Raw genomic sequence first — 26,792 nt, 5'->3', positions numbered from 1 at the left:
AAAATATACAAAACTTATTGAAGAATTAAGAGAAATCGGTAAGGTTGTTGGAAAGGAAATCTAAAATGAAATTAAATGTAAACTTAGGAAAAGACAGTTATCCTATATATATTGAACAAGGTATCTTAAATAAAACAAAAGAACTAATTTCCCAGGTCTTCACAGGTGCGAAAATCGTTATTGTCTCTGACGATAACGTTTTTCCACTTTATGGAGAACAGATAGTCAATCAGTTAAAAGATACTTATGAAGTCTCTACAGTAGTCATTCCTCATGGAGAACCATCTAAGAGATTTGATATTTTACCTTCTATCTATTCACAATTACTAGAAGCTAAGATTACAAGAACTGATTTACTTATTGCGCTAGGTGGAGGCGTTATTGGTGATTTAGCTGGATTTGTGGCAAGTACTTATATGCGTGGTATTAAGTTTGTACAGATTCCTACTTCATTATTATCACAGGTTGACTCTTCAGTAGGTGGTAAAGTGGCTGTAGATTTACCTGAAGGAAAGAACTTAGTCGGTGCTTTTAAACATCCATTACTTGTTCTTATTGATCCACTCACTCTTAAAACATTAGATCCTCATTTTATTACTGATGGTATGGGAGAAGTCATTAAATATGGCTGTATCAAGGATAAAGAACTATTTGATCAATTAGCTGGTTATAGAGACTTTAATGATCTTTATAAAGACATTGATGAAATCATCTATAAATGTGTAGATATCAAAAGAGATGTTGTAGAAAAGGACTTATATGATTTTGGTGATCGTTTATGCTTAAACTTTGGTCATACTATTGGACACTCAATCGAGCAACATTTCCATTATGAAAAATATTCTCATGGTGAAGCAGTAGGAATCGGTATGGTAGCTATCACGCGTATCGCAGAACTTAAAGGCTTATGTGAACAAGGCACTACAAAACGTATAGAAGAAGCCTTAAGTCACTATAACCTTCCTACTCATGCCAATGTCCCTACAAAAGAACTACTTAAAGCCATTGATCTAGATAAGAAAAACATCAATTCAACACTATCTTTTGTTTTACTTAAAACAATAGGAGAGTATTATGTACATAAGGATCAGAAAGAGATGATTCTGGAAGTAGAGGACATATAATGACAAAAATCACTATTACACCAAAAACACTTCAAGGAACAATTGCGGTTCCCCCTTCTAAATCATTAGCCCATCGTGCTATTATCTGTGCTGCCCTCGCACCAGGTATGAGCCGTATTAGCGGTATTGATTACTCAGAAGACATTGAAGCCACAATAGAAGGTATGAAAGCCTTAGGTGCTATTATTAAACAGGAAGGCAATACTTTAATTATTGATGGTTCTATTACTTTAGGACTAGGAAGAGTAGAAATAGATGCCCATGAATCAGGTTCTACATTACGTTTCTTAATGCCTTTATCATTAGTTAACTTTTCTCGTGTACATTTTGTAGGTAAAGGAAAACTTGGACAAAGACCACTTGATGTATACTATGATATCTTTGATAAACAAAAGATTGCATACCTTAGAAAAGACTCAGAACGTTTAGATGTTATTCTAAATGGTCAGCTTCATTCAGATATATTTGAAGTACCAGGTAATGTTTCTTCACAATTTATCAGTGGTTTATTATTCACTTTACCTTTATTAAAGGGTGATTCTTTAATTAAAATCACTACACCATTAGAATCTAAAGGTTATATTGACTTAACACTTGATATGTTAGAAAAGTTTGGTATTGAAATTATTAATCATGATTATCAGGCATTTCAGATCCGTGGTAATCAGAACTATAAGCCATGTGATTACAATGTAGAAGCAGACTTCTCACAAGCTGCTTTCTATCTAGTTGCTGATTTACTAGGAAGTGATATTACACTTACTAATCTTAATATGCACTCATCACAAGGTGATAGAGCTATTTTAGATATTATGGAACAGATGGGTGGAGAAATTGTAGAAACAAGTGCGGGTATTAAAGTAGTCTGCGATAAAATCAAACCTGCCACTATTGATGCTTCACAATGTCCAGATTTGATGCCTGTTGTATCAGTGGCTTGTGGTGTTGCAGAAGGGACATCACACATTATTAATGCATCACGTTTACGTATTAAAGAATGTGACCGTCTGACTGCTTCTGTAGAACTATTAAAAGCTGCTGGTATTGATGCAGTTGAAGAAGAAGACAGCATGACCATTGTTGGTTCTGATTCTTATAATAGTGCAGAAGTAACAAGCTCTAATGATCATCGTATGTGTATGGCTGAAGCTATTTTGTCTACACGTGCCAATGGTCCAATTACTATTGATGATAAGGATTGTGTTAAGAAGAGCTATCCAGGCTTCTTTGAAGACTTCACATCTCTAGGTGGTGAATATCATGAGTGCTAATTGGGGACATCATATCGAATTATCTTTATTTGGTGAAAGCCATGGGAAGGCTATTGGTATCACAATAGGTAATCTTCCTGCTGGTATTAAGCTAGATATGGATGCCATTAATAAGGATATGCAAAGACGTGCGCCAGGTAAGAACCTAATGAGTACACAAAGAAAAGAAGCAGACGAAGTAGAAATACTCAGTGGTGTATTAGATGGTTATACAACAGGTGCACCACTATGTGGAATTATTAAAAATACATCCCAGCATTCTAAAGACTATTCTTATTTAAAGGATAATATGCGTCCAGGACATTCAGATTATCCTGCTTATATTAAATATAAAGGCTTTAATGATGTGAGAGGAGGAGGACACTTCTCTGGAAGACTTACAGCACCAATTGTTTTTGCAGGTGCTATCGCAAAACAGATCTTAAAAGAAAAAGGTATTCATGTCGGTGCACATATTCTTTCTATTAAAGATGTGAAGGACACGCATTATCCTTTAGATATTTCTCCATCTTACTTAGAAGAATTAAATCAAAAAGACTATCCTGTTATTCATGATGATGTCTATGCTTTAATGCAGGAAACAATCGAAGAAGCGAGAAAAGAAGGCAATAGTGTAGGTGGAAAGATTGAATGTGCTGTCACTGGACTACCAGCAGGAGTTGGAAATCCATTCTTTGATAGTATTGAAGCCCATTTATCACCATTACTCTTTAGTATTCCTGCAGTTAAGTCAGTTTCATTTGGTGATCTAGATGATATTACTCTACTTAAAGGATCAGAAACAAATGATGCCTACTATTATGAAGGAGAAGAAGTGAAAACTTCTACAAACCATAATGGTGGCATTACAGGTGGTATTTCTAATGGGATGCCATTACTCTTTACGGTAGGTATTAAACCAACCCCATCTATTTCCTTGAAACAGAATACAATCAATGTGAAAACACATGAAAATACAGAATTAGAAATCGTAGGAAGACATGATCCATGTATCATTCCTCGTGCGATTGTCGTTGTAGAAGCTATGGCAGCACTAGGTGTATTAGATATGCTGGAGGCACTATGAAAGATTTAAAAACATGTCGAGAAGAAATAGATGCAATCGATAAGGAAATTATTGCCTTATTTGAAAAACGTATGCATGTTGCTAAGGATGTTATTACATATAAATTAGCGCATGATATGCAGATCTTCCAGAAGGATAGAGAAAAAGAAGTTATCCAAAAGAATGTGGATCGTCTAGAAGATAAGTCTCTTGAAGCCTATGCGAAAACGTTTGTTCAGGATACAATGAACTTATCTAAAAGCTATCAGTCTACTTTTATTCCTTTAAAGAAATATGAAGCGACTGAACTTATAGAAAACTTTAAAGTAGGTTACCAAGGTGTTCCAGGATCTTTTTCTAATCAGGCTTTGAATTGCTGGTTTGGAGACATTGAAGGCATCAACTATCCTCACTTTGAAGATGTCTATCAGGCATTAGAAAAAGGTGAAATAGACTATGGTGTACTCCCTTTAGAAAATTCTTCTACAGGTGCTATTAATGATAACTATGACTTACTTACTCAATATGGCTTTTATATTGTAGGTGAGCAGTCTATCACAATAGATCAGAACTTGCTTGGTATCAAAGGAGCCACTTTAGAAGATATCAAAGATGTCTATAGTCATGTGCAGGGCTTAAAACAGACTTCTGAATTCTTAAATGCACATCATATTGAAGGTCATGACTATCTCAATACAGCTGCAGCTGCTAAGTATATCAGTGAAGCACAGGATAAACATATCGGTGCCATTGCCTCTAGTGAAGCAGCTAAACTCTATAATCTTGATATTATTGCCAAGGCAATACAAAATGATCAAAGCAATCATACACGCTTTATCATTATCGCAAGACAATATGAAATCAGACCATCTGCCAATCGTATCAGCATGGTCTTCACAGTCAATCATGAAGTCGGTGCTCTTTATGAAGTTATGAGAGTTGTAAAGGAACATAACATCAACATGGCTCGCATTGAATCAAGACCACTCCCATTATCTCCATGGGAATACTATTTCTATTTAGATATAGATGGCAACTTGAATCAAGATCATGTCCAGCGTGCTTTACAGGAAATCAAAACATATACCAATACATTTAGAATGATTGGTAACTATAAAAGGAAGGAATCATGAAAAATATCGTTTTAATTGGAATTATGGGCAGTGGTAAAACAACATTTGGGAAAATTCTTTCACAAAAAACAGGTCATGAAATGATTGACCTTGATGATTATCTTGTGAATCGCTTTAATATGTCCATTCCAGATATGTTCGCGATTTCTGAAGACTATTTTAGAAATAATGAAACAACATGCTGTAAAGAAGTATCTGAGTTAGAAGGAAAGATCATCTCTACTGGTGGTGGGGTGATTAAAAGACCTGAAAACATTGCATATCTAAAGAAGAATGGTGTTGTTTTCTATATTGACCGTCCAATTGAAGATATTGTGAAGGATGTCGATCCAAGTGGCAGACCCTTGTTAAAGGATGGCCCAGACAAACTCTATGCCTTAGATAAAGAGCGTAGAGATAAATATATGTCTTCATGCGACTATCATATTATAAATGATGGTTCACTTGAAAAAGTCATAGATACCATTCTAGATATCATGAAGAAATACGATAAATCCCCATTATAAGGGGATTTTTTTATTTGCATAAAGTGTAAATATATACTATAATAGGGCTTTGTTTCGAGAGGAGAAAAGAATGGAAAAATTATTTCACTTAAAAGAACATGGGACAAATGTTAAGACTGAAATACTCGCTGGTATTACAACTTTCCTAGCAATGGCCTATATTCTTGCAGTCAACCCTGCTATTCTAGGACAGGCACACATGAGTCATCAAGGTGTCTTCCTTGCGACTGCAATCTCTGCAGGTGTCGCAAGCATCTTTATGGGATTAATGGCAAACTACCCAGTCTCTCTTGCACCAGGGATGGGGGTTAACGCATTATTCACTTATACAATTGTAGGACAGATGGGATTGTCACCTGAAGGCGCATTAGCCTGCGTATTTGTATCAGGTATCATCTTTGTCATCATTACAGTAACAAACATCCGTCGTATGATTATTAATGCGATTCCTGCACAGTTAAAGCTTGCGATTGGTGCAGGTATTGGGTTCTTTGTTGCGTTCGTAGGTTTAAAGAATGCAGGTATCGTAGTGGCAAGTGAATCTACATTTGTAGCACTAGGAAACTTTAAGGATCCAACAGTAGTACTTGCTTTATTTGGAATCATCATCACATTAGTATTATTAGTAAAGAATAAGCCAGCAGCCGTATTTTATGGCTTAATCATTACTGCGATAGTTGGTGTTGTATTTGGTTCAATTTTTGGATTAAAAGGTATGCCACAGTTACCTTCTAAACTTGTATCAGTGAACTTTGATTTCAGTTTAGTAGGCGCTTTTGCAAGAGGCTTCAACGAAATGTTCACTCATCCACAGTGTATCGTTGCAATTTTCTCATTATTATTCGTAGACTTCTTTGATACAGCTGGTACATTAGTAGCTGTTGCATCTAAAGCTGATTTGATTGATGAAAATGGTGAATTAGTGAATGTTGAACGTGCATTACTTGCAGATGCTGTAGGTACTGTATTTGGTTCAATGATTGGTACTTCTACAGTGACATCTTTCGTAGAATCTACTTCAGGCGTTGGAGTAGGAGGACGTACTGGCTTGACATCATGTACAACAGGAATCTGTTTCTTATTAACAGTATTCTTCTATCCAGTATTATCTATGATCACTGATGCAGTCACTGCCCCAGCTTTAGTTATTGTTGGTATCTTAATGGCGTCACAGTTAAAGGATATCAAGTGGGATAACTTGATCTTTGCGGCAAGTGGTTTTGTGACTATCATCTTTATGATTCTTGGATATTCAATTAGTAATGGTATCGCATTAGGATTTATCGTGTATGTTATCAGCATGATTGCGACAGGTCAGGCTAAAGACATCAACAAGATGGTCTGGGTACTATTCTTACTATTTATCGCATATTTCGCATTCTTAATCTAAAACCAGCATTGCTGGTTTTTTCTTTTGTTCATATACTGTTTTTAAAACGTGAGTATAATAATACTCAAAGGAGTGAGAAAAAATGAATGATTTAATGAAAACCCCTAAAATGACACCAAGAATACAGTCCACATTAAAACATACTGTAGAAGTACCAGAAGTGATGTACAAAGCCAGTGGTATTAATGTGAATGGAAGACGTATAAAAAGTTTATTGTTTAGTACGGATGTTGCACTCATTGCGAATAATAACGCTGATGCCATCCTCTCTGTTTATCCTTTTACACCTACTATTCAGATTACTAATGCGATTATCGGAGTCGCTAGACAACCAGTCTTTGTAGGAGTAGGTGGAGGAACTACCAATGGTGCAAGAGTATTCAAGATTGCCTTAGATGCAGAATTACATGGTGCAGCTGCTGTTGTACTCAATGCTCCTGTACATACAGAAATGATTAGAGAATTGTCACGTTTAGTAGATATTCCTATTGTTTTAACTGTAGTATCACTAGATGAAGACTTAGAAGAACGTATGTTACATAGTGGCGCAAAAATCATTAATGTATCTGGTGGAAAACAAACAGTAGAGATCGTCAAGGCACTACGCGCTATTGATAAGGATTTTCCAATTATTGCGACAGGTGGACCAACTGAAGACACAATTAAAGAAGTCATTGAAGCAGGTGCGAACGCAGTGACATTTACCCCTCCTACAAGTGCTGAAATATTCAAGGGTATGATGGAAAACTACCGTGAACAGATGAAGAAGTAGAAATACTTCTTCTTTTTTATACAAAGAAGAAGTATTTGTATATCCCATTTATGATTATTTGTGTTATCATGTGGACAAATGCATAAAGGAGGAATAAAATTTGAAACAATATCTAGATATGTGTCGATATATCCTAGAACATGGAGAAGACCGTCCTGACCGCACAGGGACTGGTACACGTTCTGTATTTGGATATCAGACACGCTATGATTTACGTGAAGGATTTCCTCTTCTTACTACTAAGAAGATGTATTTACGTCCTATTGCGGAAGAACTATTATGGTTTATCAAAGGTGATACAAATATCAAATATCTTGTAGACCGTAATGTGAAAATATGGAATGAGTGGCCTTATGAAGACTTTAAGAAGAGTGAAGACTTCAATGGTGAAACATTAGAAGAATTTGTAGAAAAGATCAAGAATGATGATGAATTTGCGAAGAAACATGGTAATTTAGGTCCAGTTTATGGCGCACAGTGGCGTAACTTCAATAATGAAGGCACTGACCAGTTAGTAAAGCTAATTGATTCTTTAAAGAATAACCCATTCTCTAGAAGACATATTATTTCTGCATGGAATCCTAGTCAGGTAGATAAGATGGCTTTACCACCATGTCATACACTTATGCAGTTTTATGTATCTAGTGATCAGAAGTATTTAAGCTGTCAGTTATACCAGAGAAGTGCTGATACATTCTTAGGTGTTCCATTTAATATTGCATCATATGCCTTACTTACATGTATGCTTGCACAAGTATGTGGCTATGAACCAAAAGAATTCATTCATACTATTGGTGATGCGCATATTTATAAGAATCACTTTGATGTAGTTAAGACTCAGATTGAAAGAGAACCACTTCCTCTTCCTCATCTTGTATTAAATAAAGACATTGATAATCTATTTGATTTTAAGATTGAAGATATCAAGCTAGAAGGTTATCAGTCTCATGGTCCATTGAAAGGTAAGGTCAGTGTATGATTACTATTATTGTCGCAGCTGATCAAAATAATCTCATTGGGAAAAAGGGAACAGACAATGGGATGCCATGGCACAATAGTGAAGACTTTAAACGCTTTAGAAGTACAACACTCAATCATACATTATTAATGGGGAAAACAACTTACCAGGCAATAGGTAAACCATTACCTAAACGTCATACTATTGTACTTTCTCATAATTTTGAAGATGATAGAGTAGAAGTAGTGGATGATTTAGTAGGCACTATTAAAGCTTTTAAAGAACGCGGTGAAGACCTCTTTATTTCTGGTGGTGCTTCTGTATATAAACAGGCACTTCCATATTGTGATCAGATTCTTTTATCACGTATTCCTGGTGATTATACAGGAGAAACATATTTCCCTGACTTTTCTGAATATAACTATCGTCTCGTAGAAGAAAAGCCATTTGAGACATTTACACTAGAAATCTATCAAAAATGAAAAGACTTATATTAATTGTGCTTCGTTTTTTCTTTGAATTACCCGTACTGATCTTCCAGTTAAAACATATCAAGAAGCATAAGGATATGATTCCTTTTGAAGAACGTATTGACTGGACAAGAAGACTTTTAAAGAAAGCAACTAAAAGAGCACGTGTTAATCTAACTATTACAGGTACAGAATATCTTCCTGAAACAGGTGGTTTCTTTGTAGCTCCAAACCATCAGGGATTATTTGATATCCTTGCATTATTTGACAGTATTGAACGTCCTTTCAAGATTGTCTTTAAAAAAGAACTATTAGATGTTATCTTCTTAAGAGATGTGGCTGAATTCATGGAATATCCTGCCATTGATCGTACAAACTTAAGAGCTTCTATGAAGCTTATGAGACAGGTTAAAAAGGAAATGTCTGAAGGTATCCCTTATGTGATCTTCCCAGAAGGAACACGTTCTAAAAAGGGAAATGAATTATTAGAATTCAAGGGTGGTTCATTTAAACCAGCTATGGATGCACAGGTGCCAATTATTCCATGTGTCATGCATAACTGTTTTAAAGTATTAGACAGTAATTCTATTAAGAGAGTTGATTGTGGTATTCATTATCTATCACCAATTCCTTATGAAGAATATAAGGATATGAACAGCGTAGAAGTAGCTAATCTTGTACAATCAAGAATACAGACTAAAATGGCTGAACTCGAAGAACGTGCTTAGGCATGTTCTTTTTTTATGAAACTATAAATAGAAGGGATAATTTGGTATAATGAGTGAACAAGGAAGGAGAGGATACTATGTTTGGACACTTACAGATTAAAAGTGCTTATAGCTTTCAGGAGAGTACAATACTTATTCAATCTCTTATCGATAACGCAAAATCAAAGCATATCCAGGCTCTTGCCTTAACAGATGATAATAACATGTATGGGGCCTATGAATTCTATGAAGCATGTACAAAAGCTTCAATTAAACCAATACTAGGTGTGAATGCCTCTATTATGTTTAATGATGATTTAATACATTTATTACTTTATGCACGTGATGATGTTGGTTATAAAGATTTAGTACGTATTGTGAGTGATATTAATCTCAATGAGAATAAAGCTATCACATTGAAAGCTTTATCCAACTATCGTGATCATCTTTATATTGTTTCTCATGAATATGAAGATAGACTCATCGAACAAGAAGCAACAAGTAAAGAAGATTTATTAACACATGCACAAACAGAACGACCAGTAATGAGCTTTATAAAGACTATGAAGAGTCTTTTTGGTGCCTCTTATCGTATTATGATTGTAGAAGATGGGATAAAAGGACATTCACTTCGTAACCAAACACTTATTAAATATGCTCAATTCTTAGATATTCCATGTATCTGGGGAAATGATGTGCGTTACTTGCATTCTCATGATGCTTTCACATTAGATTTATTACAAGCTTCTAAAAAAGGAGAAGTTTTGAATAAGGATCATGAACCGCTTACAACTGACCGTTACTTAAAATCAGAAAAAGAAATCAGAGAGATATTTGGGCATTATCCAGATATTATTAAAAATACAGAAGAAATCATTGATAACTGTTACGGGTCTATCCAAAATGCAGAAAATGGTCTTCCTCACTACAAAACACCTACAGGTGATAGTGGGGCATATTTAAGACATTTATGTATTAAAGGACTTAAACAACGCTTTAAAAATCAGCCTATCACAGATGACTATAAAGATCGTTTACTCTATGAATTAAAAACTATTCATACAATGGGTTATGATGATTATTTTTTGATTGTATTTGATTATGTACAATATGCAAAGAAACATGGTATACTCGTAGGCCCAGGAAGAGGATCTGCCGCAGGCTCGCTTGTTGCCTATTGTTTAGGTATCACAAATATTGATCCATTAAAATATGATCTGCTCTTTGAACGTTTCTTAAATCCAGAAAGAGTATCCATGCCAGATATTGATGTAGATTTCCAGGATGATCGTCGTGATGAAGTCATTCAATATGTATGTGATAAATATGGACATGATCATGTGGCTCAGATTGTCGCTTTTTCTACCTATGGTCCTCGTGTTGCGATAAAAGATATAGGAAAAGTGATGGGAATCCCCTTACCAAGACTAGAAATGATTGCGAAGATGGTTCCTACTGCCCCTAAACATCGTAAAAGTATTACTGAAGTTTATTCTACAAGTGCTTCATTCCAGGATATGATTCAAAAAGATCCAGTTCTTTCACGTCTTATTGCGCCTATGAGCTTAGTAGAATATTTACCACGTAATATTACTATGCATGCAGCTGGTGTTGTCTTATCCTATGAACCATTAAGAGATGTAGTCCCTTTAGTTGTTGGTCCTAGTGATATGATCATGAGTCAGTACTCTAAGGACTATATTGAAAAAACAGGACTCCTTAAGATGGACTTCCTAGGCTTAAAGAACCTCACTATGATTGACTATATTATGAAGGATATTGAAAGAAAATTAGGGAAAACATTCTCTATTAATACAATACCTCTTAATGATGCACGTACTTATCATCTTATTTCTCGTGGAGATACAACAGGTGTTTTCCAATTAGAATCAAGTGGTATGCGCTCATTACTTAAGAAGATGAAACCTGAATGTTTTGATGATATCGTTGCAGCTATTGCCTTATATAGACCAGGTCCAATGGAAAATATTCCCCTTTATCTCGAGGGTAGAAAGAATAAAAACAATATTACTTATTTGCTTAAAGAACTAGAACCTATTTTAAAATCTACCTATGGTATTATGATCTATCAGGAACAGATTATGCAGATTGCCCAGGTTATCGCTGGATTCTCTTTAGGACGTGCAGATATATTAAGAAAAGCTGTCTCCAGCAAAGATGAAAGCATGATGGCAGGTATGAAGGAAGAATTTATTAAAGGGGCTGTTAAAAAAGGCTTTAAAGAGGATGCTGTCACAAGGCTTTATCAGATGATAGAAAAGTTTGCGAACTATGGATTTAATAAGAGTCATTCTGTTGCTTATGGGTATGTGGCTTATCAATTAGCTTACTTAAAGGCTAATTATCCACTCTATTTCTTTGCATCTATCTTATCCAATGAATCAGGTTCTGCTTCTAGTAAGATGCGCACAATTGAAGAATCTAAACGCTATGGAGTTAAGATTCTTCCACCTTCTATCAATTACTCTTATTCACGTTTTATGGTAGAAGAAGGTGGTATTCGTTATTCATTAGTTTCTATTAAGAATGTAGGTTCTGCAGGTTATAAGATGATACTTAAAGAAAGAGAAAAAGGTCTCTTTAAAGATATGTATGATTTCTTAGCTCGTATACCTTCTCTTTCATCTAAGATGTTAGAAAGTTTAATAGATGCAGGGGCTTTTGATGAATTTAATAAAAATCGTGCCTATTTACGTAAGAATATTTCACTCATGATGGAGTATATACAATTAGGGGTCGATGAAAAACCAATCTTTGAAGAAGTCAGAGAAAATAAATTTGAACGTTTAGAAAGAGAAAAAGAAGTACTCGGACTTTATATATCTACACATCCTATTGTCTATGCAAAACAGAAGATTAAACATCCTTTAGTTAATCTCATAGATGTAGAAAACTATATGGATCGTACAATACCAGTTGTATGTTCTATTAGTTCAGTGCGTGCCATTGTAGATAAGAAAGGAAGAGAAATGGCTTTTATTGAAGGTCAGGATGAAACAGGACAGGTAGAATTTGTCTGTTTCTCTAACCAATATGAACGTTATAAGAATATATTTGAAAGAGGTAAGACTGTGGAAATGAATGTGCGTGTTCAATACCGTGATCGCTTATCTCTTATTATTAATCAAGTAAAGGAGTTATAAAATGGAAGAATTAATATTAATAGATGGGAACTCATTACTATTTAAAGCATTCTATGCCACTAGCTATACAGGTAACTATATGGTCAATCGTAATGGTATTCCCACTAATGGTGTCTATGGCTTTGCACGTATGGTGGAGAAGATCATCAGTACCAATCCGAAATATGTCATTGTCGCTTTTGACTATGGTAAGAAAACATTCCGTAATGAATTATTGGATACATATAAAGCGACACGAAAAGAAACACCACAGGAACTTGTTCCTCAATTTGCGCTTGCAAGAGAATACCTAACTGCTCATAACATCACTTGGTATGAAATAGAAGGCTATGAAGGGGATGATATCATCGGTACACTTGTAGACTTTGGTGAAAAGAATAACTTAAAAGTTTCTGTTTATACAGGAGATAAGGATGCCAATCAGTTGATTTCATCTCAGACTACAATCTATCGTACCGTTAAAGGTGTTACTGAACTTGATATTTATAATGAACAGACTTTACTTGATAAATATGGTTTAAAGCCAGATCAGTTTAGAGATTTCTTAGGACTCATGGGTGATAGTTCTGATAATATCCCAGGTATTAAAGGTGTTGGTGAAAAGACTGCATTAAAACTATTACATCAATATGGCACTATTGAAGGATTACAGGAACATCAGGATGAAATCAAAGGTAAGATGGGTGAAAAAATCAGAGCAGGTATGGAAGATGCCTTGATGAGTAAAAAAGTAGCCACAATACTAAGAGATATACCAATAGATGTAGATTTAGAAAAAGCCACATATCAGGGCTATGACTATGAAACACTCAAGTCATTCTATGAAAAATATGATATGAATTCTTTGATTAAATCTATGACTATTGAAGTAGCACCTAAAAAGGAATTGAAACTAGAAATAGTAGATCATATGCCTGAAATCACAAAGGACAGTGCTGTTTATCCTTCTATCTATGATACAAACTATCATCGTTCTATTATTCTAGGATATGGTATTTATAATGATGAACAGGCTTATTTCATCTCTTATGAAAATGCATTAAAGGATGAATCATTCTTAGCTTACTTAAAGGATGAAAATAAGAAAAAGTATGGCTATGATATCAAGAGTGCAGTCATTGGTTCTAGATGGAATGGAATAGAAATCAATGGTTATACATTTGACTTATCACTTGCTTCTTATGTCTTAGAACCAGCTATTAAAGAAGAACTCAAATATGTATGTACACATTTTGATTATGAAGGTGTGCAATATGATGAAGAAGTATTTGGGAAGGGTGCAAAGAAGCATATTCCAGAAGATGATATCTTAGCGAGTCATATTGTCTCTAAAGCCAAAGCTATTTATGAACTCAAAGATGTTGTCACTAAAGAATTAAAAGATAAAAATCAGTATGAACTATATGAAAACATTGAACTTCCTGTCACACGAATCTTGGGTGAAATGGAATTTGCGGGTACTGAAATAGACTTAAATGTATTAAAGGAAATGGATACAGCTTTTGATGAAACAATTGAAAAACTAGCCAATGATATCTATCGTATCTCAGGTACTACATTCAATATCTCTTCACCTAAACAATTAGGCCAGGTCTTATTTGAAGATTTAGGATTAAAGGGTGGTAAGAAGACAAAGACTGGTTATTCTACAAGTCAGGATGTCTTAGAAAAAATTATTGATGCCCATCCCGTTGTTCCATTAGTACTAGAATATAGAATGTTGACCAAACTCTCTTCTACATACTTAAAAGGACTACAGGAGCAGGTATTCCCAGACAACAAAATTCACACAATCTATAAACAGACTCTCACTCATACAGGACGTCTTTCTTCTGTAGATCCAAATTTACAGAATATTCCAGTTAGAAGTGAAGAAGGAAAACTCATTAGAAAAGCCTTTGTATCACATAATGGCTATCTTGTTTCATTTGACTATTCACAGATTGAATTAAGAATTCTTGCACATATGGCTCATGTCACTAATTTGATTGATGCCTTTAATCAAGGCAAAGATATCCATAGACATACTGCAGCTTTAGTATTTGGCGTAAAGGATGAAGAAGTCACTCCACAAATGCGTTCACAGGCAAAAGCCGTTAACTTTGGTATTATTTATGGTATGAGTGAATTTAGACTGTCTAAAGATATTGGTATGTCTATTTCTGAAGCAAGAGACTTTATTAATAAATATTTTGAAACATATCCAGAAGTAAAAACATATATGGATGAAGTTGTAGAAACATGTAAGAAACAGGGCTATGTCTCTACACTACTTAATAGAAAAAGATATATTCCTACAATCAATGATAAGAACTTTATGGTACGCCAGCAGGCGCAAAGATATGCAATGAATACACCAATTCAGGGAACAGGTGCTGATATTTTGAAGCTTGCGATGATTGAAGTAGATAAAGCACTTAAAGAAAAGAATCTTAAATCACAGATGATCTTACAGGTACACGATGAACTGATTTTTGATGTATTTGAAGATGAATTAGAAGAAGTCATGTCTTTAGTAAAAGAGAAGATGGAAAACTGCATTAAGATGGATGTCCCTCTTATTGTAGAAGGCAACTATGCCAAGAACTGGTGTGAATTAAAATAATGCCTGAATTACCAGAAGTAGAAACAGTACGAAGAACCTTAAAGAACTTCGTACTTCATAAAACAATAGACTCTATAGAAGTACTTTATCCACGTATTATTGATGGAGATGTAGAGACATTCGTCACTACACTCATTCATCAATCTATTTGTGATATAGACAGATATGGTAAATATTTGATCTTTATTTTAGATCATGATGCATTTATTTCTCATCTTAGAATGGAAGGGAAATACAATATAAAAATGAAAGATGAACCCTATGATAAACATGATCATATTATCTTTCATATGACAGATGGCACAGATCTTCGTTATAACGATACAAGAAAGTTTGGTCGTATGCAGTTAGTAGACAAGAATCACTATCGTGAAATACCACCACTTAATCGTTTAGGACAGGAACCGATGGAAGCTTCTTTTGATTACATCTATCCACGTATTCATCAAAGTCATCTGCCTATTAAACAATTGTTACTAGATCAATCTATTTTTACAGGGATTGGGAATATCTATGCGAATGAAATATGTTTTAGAATGGGTATGGATCCTCGTACAAGAGGAGACAGACTTTCAAAGAAACGTATTTTAGAATTAATAGAAGTATCCAGTACTATTTTGAAGGAAGCCATTGCCCAGGGTGGCACAACCATCCATTCATTTGATGCCAATGGCATCCATGGCTTATTTCAGGTTACTTTATCTGTTCATGCACAAACAACATGTTCAAAATGCAAGGGACCTATAAAAAAAATCACAATTGCAGGAAGAGGAACATATTACTGTCCTCATTGTCAGAAAAGGAGATATTAAATATGTTGAATTGGGGTGTAATAGGATTAGGAAGAATTGCCCAGAGATTCTGTGAGAGTCTCTCTCATTTTGATGAAGCATGCTTTTATGCAGGGGCATCACATAATCCAGAAAAAAGACAACAATTTAAAGAACTCTATCATCCAGAAAGACTCTATGATGATTATATGAAGTTACTAGAAGATGAAAATGTAGACATTGTCTATATCGCATTGCCACATGCCTCTCATTACAAGTATGCATTAGAAGCAATGAAACATCATAAAGCTGTTTTAGTAGAAAAACCAGCCACCTTGACAAGCAAAGAAATAAGAACACTTTGTGAGTACTCAGAAAAGAATCATGTCTTTTTTATGGAAGCCATGAAATCTAGATTTATTCCAATGATCAATCAAGTACATAAAGAAATAGAAAAAGGTATTATTGGAGATATTGTTTCTATAGAAAACCATTTCCAATCCATTGTATCTTATGATGAACATTCTTATATTTATGATCCAAAACAAGGTGGTGCATTATATGATACAGGTATATATAATATTGCGACTGTCTTAGATTTTGTGAAGAGTTCAGTTGTTTCTATTTCTAATGATGTGAAAGTAGAACATGGTGTAGATGTTCACGATTCGATTACTCTAGAATTTGAAAATGGTGTCAAAGCTTTTATGGAAGCGTCACTTGATGGACCAGTAAGAAAAGATATGATTATTACAGGTACTAAAGGGACTATCATACTAGATCCATTCTATCGTCCTACAAAAGCAGTTATTTCATTTAATGGTGAATCTTTTACAGGAGAAATCCCTTATGATATCGATGATTTCCATACTGAAATAGAAGCCTGTCATGAAGCTATTGCCTATATTAAGGTAGAAAGTGATCGTATGAGTCATCAGGATAGTATTGATTGTATAGAACTTATGGAACGTATTGGAGAAACAATATGCAGGTTATAGGACTCACTGGTGGTATTGCGAGTGGTAAAAGTACTGTCAGTTATTATCTGATTACTCATGGCTATGAAGTCATTGATGCAGATGATATCTCACGTCATGCCTTAGAACCGGGTACAGAGGCTTTTAAACAGGTTATAGAACATTTTCCTGTACTTACCGATGGAATTATTAATAGACAGAAACTTGCAGATATTATCTTTAATAATCAGAATGAAAAGAACTATCTAGAAGGCATCCTACATCCCTATATTAGAAGCGTCATTGTACAAAAAATCAAACAATCTAAAAACAACCTTGTCTTTATTGATGTACCATTACTCTTTGAAGCTGGCTGGGATGATTTATGTGATTCTACAATAGTGGTCAGTTGTGACAAAGAAACACAGATTCAAAGAGTCTTATCCCGTGACCATTGTACACGTACGCAGGCATTAGACCGTATTAGAAATCAGATGTCTTTAGAAGACAAAGAACAACGTGCAGACTATATCATTAGAAACAATACAAACTACTATGATTTAGAAAAAGAAATACTCAAAGTCTTAAAGGAGGTGGAGTAAGATGTTATATGCGACAGATGTTTATTTAAGTGAACGTTCATTACCATTAAGTAGTAATGATTGTGATATTCTCACTTATTTGTATGCCCCATTACTTAAAACGCAGGCTTATAGTCTTTATATGTATTTAAATGTAGAGTCCATGCGTATGCGTCATTTCCATCAGCCTTGTGCGATCAGTCGCTTAACTATGGCATTAAATCTAGACTTGGAAGAACTTGACCAGGCAAGAAAAACATTAGAAGGCTTAAGTTTACTTAAGTCCTACTATAAAGAATCAGAAGGACAGGGTGTCTATGTCTTTCACTTAATGACACCACTTTCTGTCAATGCCTTCTTTAGAAATCAGATACTTGCAGGTTTATTACAGAAGACAATCGGTGTAGAAGAATATACAAAAACTAAGAATTACTTCCGTTCAGGACTAGAAAAGCTCACTGAATATGAGGAAGTCACATCATGCTTTGAAGATGTCTTTACCATTGATTTATCACAAAACAAACCATTGAAACATGAATCAGGATATCAAGAAGAAGAAAGTGAACGTCCAATTATTAATTATGATCTCACTCTCTTCTATGAAACATTGAAGGATTATCAGGTCCCTATGAAAATAGTGAATCGTAATGAAGATACAATTAAGCAGATTGCGACTCTTTATGCGATAGATCAATTATCTCTCGCCTTAATGGTTAAGGATGCGATTGTGGAAGGTAAGTTTAATCGTAAAGCTTTAGTAGAACAGGCTAAACGTTACTATAGTGCTGATTCAGCAAGTTCACTTAAAGAGGTCTATCACACTCAGCCCATCCAGCATGCTTCACCACAAACTGATGATGATAACTTAAACAAGCACTTTAGATATCTAGAGACAATCTCACCTTATCAGCTATTAAAGAATAAGCAGGGAGGAAAAGAACCAGCCCTTCATGATCTCAATATTGCGGAATCATTGATGGCTATGGGACTTACTCCTGCAGTCACTAATATGTTGATAGAATATGTTTTAGGTAGAAGTAATGGACGACTAGACAAGAATTATTGTGAAACAATTGGTGCTTCATGGGTTAGAAAAGGGTTAAAGACAGCTCGTGATGCGTATCAGGAGGTTCATAATACGAAAACTCAAAAAACAATCAAAAAGACTACAAAGAAAAAAGAAAATAAACCTGTAGAAGTCAGTGCGCAGGATCAAGAAGAATTAAGACGATTAATGGAAGGTCTAGGAGGTGATCTATGATGATAAAAGCAGGACAGATTCTTTCTTTTGATAAAGAATTAGAAAATACAAGAAACCAAAGTTTGCAGGAGTTAGTCAAAAGACAGGATATTAGAGAATTTGTAGAAAAGAATCATTTAACTAAAAAAGCTCTAGAAGATGCCTGGGTAGATTTACTTGCCTATGTAGATGATCATGAACCTTGTTTACATTGCCATGGAATCAATGAATGCCCTAAGATGAATAAAGGTCAGCAGATTACTTTGAGCTATGAAACTTATGTCCATCGTGATGTCAAAAGCTGTCAATATGGTCTTGAAAAGCATGAAAATGATCAGCTTCTTTCTCGCTTTCATTACAACAATATGTCTACCAGACTTGCACTTATTAGCTTGAAAGATATGGCAGCTGAAGCAATGAATAAAAAAGATGCAAGTATGATGATTTTAACTAAGCAATTGATTGAATATGTCAATCGACCACAAACAAAAGGCTTCTTAGTATGTGGTGGACCAAATCGTACAAAAATCATGGCAGGTATGATGAATGAACTAGCGAGACGTGGCTATGAAGTAGGCTTATGTCATGTACCTACACTTATGGCAGATGTCAAAGCAAGCTTTAATTCAAATGAAGATACTTCTTTAGTGGATCTAGTAAAAAACATTCCTTATTTACTCTTAGATAGTGTAGGTGAAGAAAATGTTACTAACTGGTCTAGAGATGAAGTTCTTGCGATGATTTTAGACTATCGTATCTTAAATGAATTACCTACTTTCATGACTTCTGCATATGGTTTTGAAGACTTGGAAACGATTTACACGAATAAATATAATGATAAACGTGAACAGCTTCGTGCAAAGAATATTGTTTCTAAAATGAAAGCGCTATGTTGTGAAATAATTATTGACTAAAAAAATTGATTGGAATAGAATTGGTGATGGTAAGGAACGAACAATTATGCTAGAATGTTTATTAAATAGAATGCATAAGTTGAGAGGAGAAAAAAATGGTTAAGTGTATTGGTGTATTAACTTCTGGGGGAGATGCTCCTGGAATGAATGCTGCAATTCGTGCAGTAGCTAGAACTTGTCTTAATAAGGGTATCGAAGTTTATGGCGTTAGACTTGGCTATAAAGGTCTTCATGAAGGTAAGTTCATGAAATTCGATCGTCATAGTACTCGTAATATCATCAATAATGGTGGTACTATTTTAAAATCTGCTCGTTTCCCTGAATTCAAAGATCCTGAAATCAGAAAAGAAGCAATCGAACAGATGAAAAAAGTAGGTATGGAAGCATTAGTAGTCATCGGTGGTGACGGTTCATATCATGGTGCTTTAAAGCTTACAGAAATGGGAGTTAATTGTATTGGTCTTCCAGGAACAATTGACAATGATATTCCTGATACTGATTTCACAATTGGATTTGATACTGCATTAAATACAATTGTTGAAGCATTAGACAGATTAAGAGATACTTCTTCTTCACATCAGAGATGTACTATCCTTGAAGTTATGGGTAGAAGATGTGGTGACCTTGCAATTAATGCAGGTATCGCAGCTGGCGCTGAACTAGTAGTCACTTCTGATACTGGTTATGATGAAGATAAGATCATCGAAAGATTAAAACAGTCAAAGGCATCTGATAAGGACCATGCAATCGTGGTTATTACTGAACATATCACTGATGTCAATGAACTTGCAAAGAAAGTCGAAGCTGCAACAGGTTTCGAAACTCGTGCGAATGTCTTAGGTCATTTACAGCGTGGTGGTAGACCAACTGCAAGAGACCGTGTCTTAGCAAGCCGTATGGGTGTTAAGGCTGTAGAACTTCTTGAAGAAGGTAAAGGTGGACTTTGCGTAGGTGAAGTACATGGCCAGATTACTGCTTTCCCTATCACAGAAGTATTAAGTCATAAGCATGTAGCTGATGCTGGTATTTACGAAGACGCTAAGAAGTTACGTTAATTTCTCAGTGTGTTTGTTAAATATATATAACGGAGTGTAAATTTATTTGGTTGATTAAGGAGTCTAAAATGGTTAAAGAAAAAATGAAAAAAACAAAAATTGTTTGTACTATTGGTCCTGCTTCACAGGATAAAGAAATGTTAAAGAAGCTTATTAAAGCTGGTATGAACGTAATGCGTTGTAACTTCTCTCATGGTGACTATGAAGAACATGCTATGAAGATGGATACTTTAAGAGAAGTAAACAAGGAATTAGGTACTGATGTAGCTATCATGCTTGATACTAAAGGTCCTGAAATCCGTACTGGTGCTTTCGAAGGTGGATTCACTGAATTCAAGAAAGGTCAGGTTTCAGTAATCACTCCAGAAGAAATTGTTGGTTCTGCAGATCGTTTCACAATTTCTTATAAGGAATTATACAAAGATGTTAAGCCTGGTGCTTATATCTTAGTTAACGATGGTCAGGTTGCATTAGTAGTTGACCACGTTGAAGGACAGGATATCTATTGTGTAGCTGCTAACGATGGTAGAGTTAAGAACACTCGTGGTATCAACGTTCCTGGTACTAAGTTACAGTTCGAATTCTTATCAGAAAAAGATAAGAACGACTTAATCTTCGGTTGCAAACAGGATGTAAACTTCATCGCTGCTTCATTCGTAAGAAGAAAACAGGATGTATTAGATATTAAGAAATTAATTGCTGAAAACGGTAAGCCAGATATCAAAGTATTACCAAAGATCGAATGTGTTGAAGGTGTTGAAAACATCGATGAAATCATCGAAGTAGCTGATGGTATTATGGTTGCTCGTGGTGACTTAGGTGTAGAAGTACCTGCTGAAGATGTACCTCTAATCCAGAAGTCAATCATTAAGAAATGTAATGCTGCTGGTAAGATCGTTATTACTGCAACTCAGATGCTTGAATCTATGCAGGAAAACCCAAGACCAACAAGAGCTGAAGTATCTGACGTAGCTAACGCTATCTATGATGGTACTGATGCTATCATGTTATCTGGTGAATCTGCTCAGGGTAAATATCCTGAAGAAGCAGTATTAACTATGAACAAGATTGCTCATAAGATCGAAGGAAACTTAGACTATGCTTCAATCTTAAGAAGAGCTATCAGAACTGCTGATAACTCTAACTCTTCAGAAGCTATCTGTATGTCAGTTGCTGAAATTGCTGCAAACTTCAACGTTTCAGCTATCATCGCATTCACTGAAACAGGTGCTACTGCAAAACGTATGTCACGTTATAGACCACATTGCCCAATCATCGCTCCAACTCCATCTGATGATACAGTTAAGAAATTAGCTCTTAACTGGGGTGTTAAGCCTGTACTTTGCAAATCTATGAAATCAAGAGAAGGTTTAATGGATCTTGCAATGGTTATCGCTAAGGAAAACGGAATTTCAGCTGGTGAACAGGTAATCGTAACTGGTGGTACTCCAGGTGTTTCTGGTTTAACAAGTTACTTAGAAATCGTTACAATCAAATAATTTTTGATAATTAGGAATAGGGTGACCTATTCCTTTTTTCTTTATTGACAATTAACTGAAGTGGTGTACAATAAAGTTGCAAGCTACGAAACAGGATATGTCTTTAAGATAAAAGCTTACTAGAGAGGAAGAATAGGTGGAAACTTCCAAGATATTTACTTAAAGGTACTCCCTGTGATGCTGAACTCGAAAGAGATTCCGTGACTCGCGTTAAGAGATGAGAGGTTATGCATTGCATAACGAATAAAGGTGGTAACACGAGACTTCGTCCTTTGATGAGGTCTCTTTTTATTTATAGGAGGAGAATATGAGCGATTTTTTAAATGACAAAGATTTAAATACTTTAAATCATTCATGTGCACACGTATTAGCACAGGCAGTTAAACATCTTTACCCACAGGCTAAGTTCTGGGTAGGCCCAGTAGTAGAAGAAGGATTCTATTATGATATCGATTTAGGTGATCAGACTATTTCTGATGATGACTTACCTAAGATTGAAAAAGAAATGAAGAAAATTTGTAAAGATGGTAAGAGAATCGTGAGACATGAAGTCTCTAAAGAAGAAGCTTTAGAAGAATTCAAGGATGATGAATATAAGCTAGACTTAATCAATGGTTTAGAAGATGGTACAATCACTACTTATTCACAAGGTGATTTCACTGACTTATGTCGTGGTCCACATGTAGAAACAGTTAAGTTATGTAAGAACTTCAAGTTAATCAAACATTCAGGTGCTTATTGGAAAGGTGATAAGAACAACAAGGTTCTTCAGAGAATCTATGGTGTATGTTTCCCAACTAAAGAAGAATTAGAAGCACATCTTCAGTTATTAGAAGAAGCAAAGGAAAGAGATCACAGAAAACTTGGTAAAGAATTAGGTATCTTCATGTTTGCGGATATCGTAGGTAAAGGTTTACCAATGTGGTTACCAAATGGTTTTACTGTAAGACGTTTATTATCTGATTACATCATGAACAAAGAATTAGAATTAGGTTATGAACATGTTATGACACCTTCTCTTGGTAACGTTAAGTTATACAAGAAATCTGGACATTGGGCTCATTATAAAGATGATATGTTCCCAGCTATGGAATTAGATGATGAAGCATATGTATTAAGACCTATGAACTGTCCACACCATATGGTTATGTATAAATCTACATTACATTCATATCGTGATCTTCCAGTTAGAATTGCGGAAATTGCGAACGATTTCCGTTTTGAAGCAAGTGGTGCTTTAACTGGTATTGAACGTGCAAGAGCCTTCACACAGAATGATTCACATATCTTCTGTCGTCCAGACCAGATTGCTCAGGAATTCAAGAATGTAGCACATTTAATTCTTGATGTATATAAGGACTTTGGTTTCAAAGATTACTCATTCCGTTTATCATTAAGAGATAAGAACAACAAAGAAAAGTATTTCGGTAATGATGAATTATGGGAAAAGAGTGAAAACGAATTACGTGAAGTATTAAAAGAAATGAATGTAGAATTCTATGAAGCAGAAGGCGAAGCAGCATTCTATGGTCCTAAACTTGACGTACAGGTAAAGAGTGCATTAGGACATGATGTTACTTTATCTACAATCCAGTTAGACTACCAGTTACCAGAAAGATTCGAACTAACTTATGTTGATGAAAATGGTGATAAGGTAAGACCAGTTGTTATTCATAGAGCAATCTTAGGTTCATTAGACCGTTTCGTTGCCTTCTTATTAGAAGAAACAAAAGGTAACCTTCCTCTATGGTTAGCACCTACTCAGGTTCAGGTTATTCCAGTTAAACTTGAATACCATGATGAATACGCAAAAGAAGTTGTGGCTAAGTTAAGAAAAGCACACTTCAGAGTAAATAACGATAATAGAGATGAAAAACTTGGTTATCGTATCAGAGAAGCACAGTTAAAGAAGATTCCTTATCAGTTAGTACTTGGTGATAATGAAAGAGATAATGGTACTGTGACTTATCGTAAACATGGTGAAAAGAAACAGACTACGGTGACTTTTGAAGAATTCGTAGAATTATTAAATACAGAAGTAGAAAACAAAACTTTAAGCCACTAATACATTTGACTCCCTTTACTGGGAGTCTTTTTTTGTCAAAAGACAAAAATCAGTATGTTTTGTTTGCTTTTAAAGTGTTTTACCCCCTATAATAGATTAAACAATAAAGGGGTGTTTTCAATGAAACGTAGAATAGAAGAAGTAAAGAAAATTGTCATTAAGGTAGGTTCAAGTTCACTTTGTGACAAAGATGGAAAAATCAATAAAGAAAAAATATTGATGTTAACATGGCAGATTGCCAAACTAAAAAGGGAAGGCTATATCGTTGTTCTAGTCTCTTCAGGAGCTATTGCAGCTGGTATGGGCGCATTAGGACTAGACAGTAAACCGAAAACACTACCGGAAAAACAGGCTTTAGCTGCGATTGGGCAGGCAAGACTAATGGAAATCTATGAAGAAATATTCCAGGTCTTTAATATGAAATGTTCTCAGATCTTATTAAACCATGATGACTTTGATGATCGTCATCGTTTAATGAACTTAAACCATACAATTAATGCACTGCTCAATTATGGTGTTGTTCCTATTATTAATGAAAATGATGCTTTGGCAGTAGATGAAATCAAGGTAGGAGACAATGATACATTGGCTTCACTTATCGTTCCTCTAGTAGAAGCACAACTATTAATTCTCGTGAGTGATATTGATGGTCTTTATACAGGCAATCCTCATACTGATCCTGATGCTGTGCTTATCCACTATGTAGATAAGATTGATGATACAATTTTGAGCTATGCAGGAGATGCAGTCAGTGGTCTAGGTACAGGTGGTATGGCGACTAAACTAAAAGCAGCTCAAATGGTCAATGCATTAGGCAGTCATATGTGTATTGTGAATGGACAGAAAGAAAACAGTATATTAAATGCCTTAGATAATGAAGGAACTTGGTTCAATGGGGCTTCAGGCACAAATATGAATGCTAGAAGACATTGGATTGCCTATCGTACAAAACCTAGAGGAACAATTATAGTTGATGCAGGATGTAGAAAAGCGATTGTTGACAATCATGTCAGTCTTTTACCTACAGGTATTAAAGATGTAGAAGGAAGATTCTTAGAAGGACAGGTTGTTGATATCAAGGATGAAGAGTTAAATACAATTGCGAAGGGTGTTGTCAATTATGCCAGTGATGAAATCAGACTGATTAAAGGACACCAGTCTTCTGAAATAGATGACATATTACAACGTCATGACTATGATGAAGTAGTACATGCGAATAACATGGTTGTATTGGAGGAAAGATAATGAATACATTATTAGAAACACAATTAAAGCGTGCTAAAGTTGCTGCACGTCTTTTAAAGAATATGCCTACTTACACAAAGAATCAGGCATTAGATAAAATCGCCGACGCATTAATTGCGCATAGTGAAGAAATTATAGAAGCCAACAAAAAAGATATGGCACATGCTAAGGAAGTCAATATGACTAAGGCTATGCAGGATAGACTCTTATTTACTCATGAACGTATTGTAGGAGTGAGTGATGGAGTCAAGAAGGTAGCCACATTACCTGATCCTGTTGGTGAAGTGATGGAATCCTGGACAAGACCAAATGGTCTAGAAATTTCTAAAGTGAGAGTGCCTATTGGTGTCTTTGGAATTATTTATGAAGCCCGTCCTAATGTGACTGTAGATATTGCCTCTCTTTGCTTAAAATCAGGCAATGCCTGTGTTTTAAGAGGTGGTAAAGAAGCCATTCATACAAATAAGAAATTAGTAGAAATCATGAAGTGTGCCACTAAAGATATCTTACCAGAAGGTGCGATTGAACTGATCACAGAACTAGATCATGCCATTGTAGGAGAACTCATCCATGCCAATGAATATGTGGATGTTATTGTACCTAGAGGCGGTGCAGGACTCATTCAGTTTGTTGTTAAGAATTCAACAGTACCTGTTATTGAAACAGGCGCTGGTATCTGCCATCTTTATGTTGATAAGGATGCAGACCTTAATAAAGCATTAACTATTGCAGTCAATGCAAAGATTCAAAGACCTTCTGTATGTAATGCGATAGAAACAATACTTGTACATAAAGATGTTGCAGACAAGTTCTTACCTGAACTTAAAAAAGCCTTTGAAAAAGTAGAAATCAAAGGGGATGATGCAACATGTCAGATCATTGGCTGTGAACATGTCACAGATGACAGTTATGCAACAGAATATGATGATTATATTGTGAATATTAGAGTTGTTGACTCAGTAGAAGAAGCAATCAATCATATTTATACATATTCTACAAAACATTCAGAATCCATTATTACTGAAAATGATGAAACAGCTGCATTATTTATGAATAGCTTAGATAGTGCCTGTGTGTATCATAATGCTTCTACAAGATTCTCAGATGGTGGAGAATTTGGCTTTGGGGCAGAACTTGGTATCAGTACACAGAAACTTCATGCCAGAGGTCCACTTGGTTTAAAAGAAATGTGTTCTTATCAATACAAAATTGAAGGAAATGGCCAGATTAGAGAGTAGTAAAAAATACTATTCTTTTTTTATTGACAATAGTTAGCACCCTAACTATAATATTTAGTATACTAACTAATAGTAAGGAGGTGT

Annotated in this window: 22 protein-coding genes; all 22 read left to right on the top strand. The window is 35.1% G+C overall.

Features of this window, described 5'->3' with window-relative positions; all coding sequences use genetic code 11:
• Window positions 1-65: 65 nt before the first annotated feature.
• The 22 genes from aroB to QVO42_RS05270 all read left to right on the top strand — a co-directional run bounded on the left by aroB (window position 66) and on the right by QVO42_RS05270 (window position 26,708).
• Window positions 66-1,124, top strand: coding sequence for a 3-dehydroquinate synthase (gene aroB / locus QVO42_RS05375; protein WP_022425129.1), 1,059 nt, complete (start codon window positions 66-68; stop codon window positions 1,122-1,124).
• On the top strand, window positions 1,124-2,395 hold the full coding sequence (aroA, locus tag QVO42_RS05370) for a 3-phosphoshikimate 1-carboxyvinyltransferase (RefSeq protein WP_022425128.1): 1,272 nt from the start codon (window positions 1,124-1,126) through the stop codon (window positions 2,393-2,395). The genes aroB and aroA overlap by 1 nt, the downstream gene beginning before the upstream one ends.
• Entirely contained in the window at window positions 2,385-3,461 is a 1,077-nt protein-coding gene (gene aroC, locus QVO42_RS05365; RefSeq protein ID WP_022425127.1) for a chorismate synthase, read from the top strand. Before aroA ends, aroC begins: the two co-directional genes overlap by 11 nt.
• Complete coding sequence (locus tag QVO42_RS05360; RefSeq protein ID WP_022425126.1) at window positions 3,458-4,573, top strand: bifunctional chorismate mutase/prephenate dehydratase; 1,116 nt, start codon at window positions 3,458-3,460, stop codon at window positions 4,571-4,573. The genes aroC and QVO42_RS05360 overlap by 4 nt, the downstream gene beginning before the upstream one ends.
• Window positions 4,570-5,079 (top strand): shikimate kinase, encoded by a 510-nt coding sequence (locus QVO42_RS05355; RefSeq protein WP_022425125.1) that lies wholly within the window; start codon window positions 4,570-4,572, stop codon window positions 5,077-5,079. The genes QVO42_RS05360 and QVO42_RS05355 overlap by 4 nt, the downstream gene beginning before the upstream one ends.
• A 70-nt stretch (window positions 5,080-5,149) precedes the next feature.
• Window positions 5,150-6,469, top strand: coding sequence for an NCS2 family permease (locus QVO42_RS05350; RefSeq protein ID WP_022425124.1), 1,320 nt, complete (start codon window positions 5,150-5,152; stop codon window positions 6,467-6,469).
• Between the two features lie 82 nt (window positions 6,470-6,551).
• Complete coding sequence (locus QVO42_RS05345) at window positions 6,552-7,241, top strand: hypothetical protein (protein WP_006504896.1); 690 nt, start codon at window positions 6,552-6,554, stop codon at window positions 7,239-7,241.
• A gap of 100 nt (window positions 7,242-7,341) precedes the next feature.
• The gene (locus QVO42_RS05340) at window positions 7,342-8,220 is read left to right on the top strand and encodes a thymidylate synthase (RefSeq protein WP_022425123.1); all 879 of its coding nucleotides are present in this window, start codon (window positions 7,342-7,344) and stop codon (window positions 8,218-8,220) included.
• Window positions 8,217-8,681, top strand: a complete 465-nt coding sequence (locus tag QVO42_RS05335) for a dihydrofolate reductase (protein ID WP_022425122.1) — start codon at window positions 8,217-8,219, stop codon at window positions 8,679-8,681. The genes QVO42_RS05340 and QVO42_RS05335 overlap by 4 nt, the downstream gene beginning before the upstream one ends.
• The gene (locus QVO42_RS05330) at window positions 8,678-9,397 is read left to right on the top strand and encodes a lysophospholipid acyltransferase family protein (RefSeq protein WP_022425121.1); all 720 of its coding nucleotides are present in this window, start codon (window positions 8,678-8,680) and stop codon (window positions 9,395-9,397) included. The genes QVO42_RS05335 and QVO42_RS05330 overlap by 4 nt, the downstream gene beginning before the upstream one ends.
• A 77-nt stretch (window positions 9,398-9,474) precedes the next feature.
• Window positions 9,475-12,540, top strand: coding sequence for a DNA polymerase III subunit alpha (dnaE, locus tag QVO42_RS05325; RefSeq protein WP_022425120.1), 3,066 nt, complete (start codon window positions 9,475-9,477; stop codon window positions 12,538-12,540).
• A 1-nt stretch (window position 12,541) separates the two neighbouring features.
• Window positions 12,542-15,145 (top strand): DNA polymerase I, encoded by a 2,604-nt coding sequence (gene polA / locus QVO42_RS05320; RefSeq protein WP_022425119.1) that lies wholly within the window; start codon window positions 12,542-12,544, stop codon window positions 15,143-15,145.
• Window positions 15,145-15,957, top strand: coding sequence for a bifunctional DNA-formamidopyrimidine glycosylase/DNA-(apurinic or apyrimidinic site) lyase (gene mutM, locus QVO42_RS05315; RefSeq protein ID WP_022425118.1), 813 nt, complete (start codon window positions 15,145-15,147; stop codon window positions 15,955-15,957). Before polA ends, mutM begins: the two co-directional genes overlap by 1 nt.
• Window positions 15,958-15,959: 2 nt before the next feature.
• Window positions 15,960-16,913, top strand: coding sequence for a Gfo/Idh/MocA family protein (locus tag QVO42_RS05310; protein WP_022425117.1), 954 nt, complete (start codon window positions 15,960-15,962; stop codon window positions 16,911-16,913).
• Window positions 16,901-17,473, top strand: coding sequence for a dephospho-CoA kinase (coaE, locus tag QVO42_RS05305; protein WP_022425116.1), 573 nt, complete (start codon window positions 16,901-16,903; stop codon window positions 17,471-17,473). Before QVO42_RS05310 ends, coaE begins: the two co-directional genes overlap by 13 nt.
• Window position 17,474: 1 nt before the next feature.
• Entirely contained in the window at window positions 17,475-18,713 is a 1,239-nt protein-coding gene (locus tag QVO42_RS05300) for a DnaD domain protein (RefSeq protein WP_022425115.1), read from the top strand.
• A complete protein-coding gene (locus QVO42_RS05295; RefSeq protein WP_022425114.1) occupies window positions 18,710-19,606 on the top strand; it encodes a primosomal protein DnaI in 897 nt (298 codons plus the stop codon). The genes QVO42_RS05300 and QVO42_RS05295 overlap by 4 nt, the downstream gene beginning before the upstream one ends.
• A 95-nt stretch (window positions 19,607-19,701) precedes the next feature.
• A complete protein-coding gene (gene pfkA / locus QVO42_RS05290; RefSeq protein WP_022425113.1) occupies window positions 19,702-20,661 on the top strand; it encodes a 6-phosphofructokinase in 960 nt (319 codons plus the stop codon).
• A 68-nt stretch (window positions 20,662-20,729) separates the two neighbouring features.
• Entirely contained in the window at window positions 20,730-22,160 is a 1,431-nt protein-coding gene (pyk, locus tag QVO42_RS05285; protein ID WP_022425112.1) for a pyruvate kinase, read from the top strand.
• A 307-nt stretch (window positions 22,161-22,467) separates the two neighbouring features.
• A complete protein-coding gene (thrS, locus tag QVO42_RS05280) occupies window positions 22,468-24,225 on the top strand; it encodes a threonine--tRNA ligase (RefSeq protein ID WP_022425111.1) in 1,758 nt (585 codons plus the stop codon).
• Between the two features lie 120 nt (window positions 24,226-24,345).
• Window positions 24,346-25,470, top strand: coding sequence for a glutamate 5-kinase (gene proB / locus QVO42_RS05275; protein WP_022425110.1), 1,125 nt, complete (start codon window positions 24,346-24,348; stop codon window positions 25,468-25,470).
• On the top strand, window positions 25,470-26,708 hold the full coding sequence (locus QVO42_RS05270; protein WP_022425109.1) for a glutamate-5-semialdehyde dehydrogenase: 1,239 nt from the start codon (window positions 25,470-25,472) through the stop codon (window positions 26,706-26,708). The genes proB and QVO42_RS05270 overlap by 1 nt, the downstream gene beginning before the upstream one ends.
• The last annotated feature ends 84 nt before the right edge of the window (window positions 26,709-26,792 follow it).

Source organism: Catenibacterium sp. CAG:290, from assembly GCF_000437715.1.
Classification (GTDB): domain Bacteria; phylum Bacillota_I; class Bacilli_A; order Erysipelotrichales; family Coprobacillaceae; genus Catenibacterium; species Catenibacterium mitsuoka_A.
Note: the sequence above shows the minus strand (reverse complement) of the source record. Positions and strands in the feature narration are given on the sequence as shown.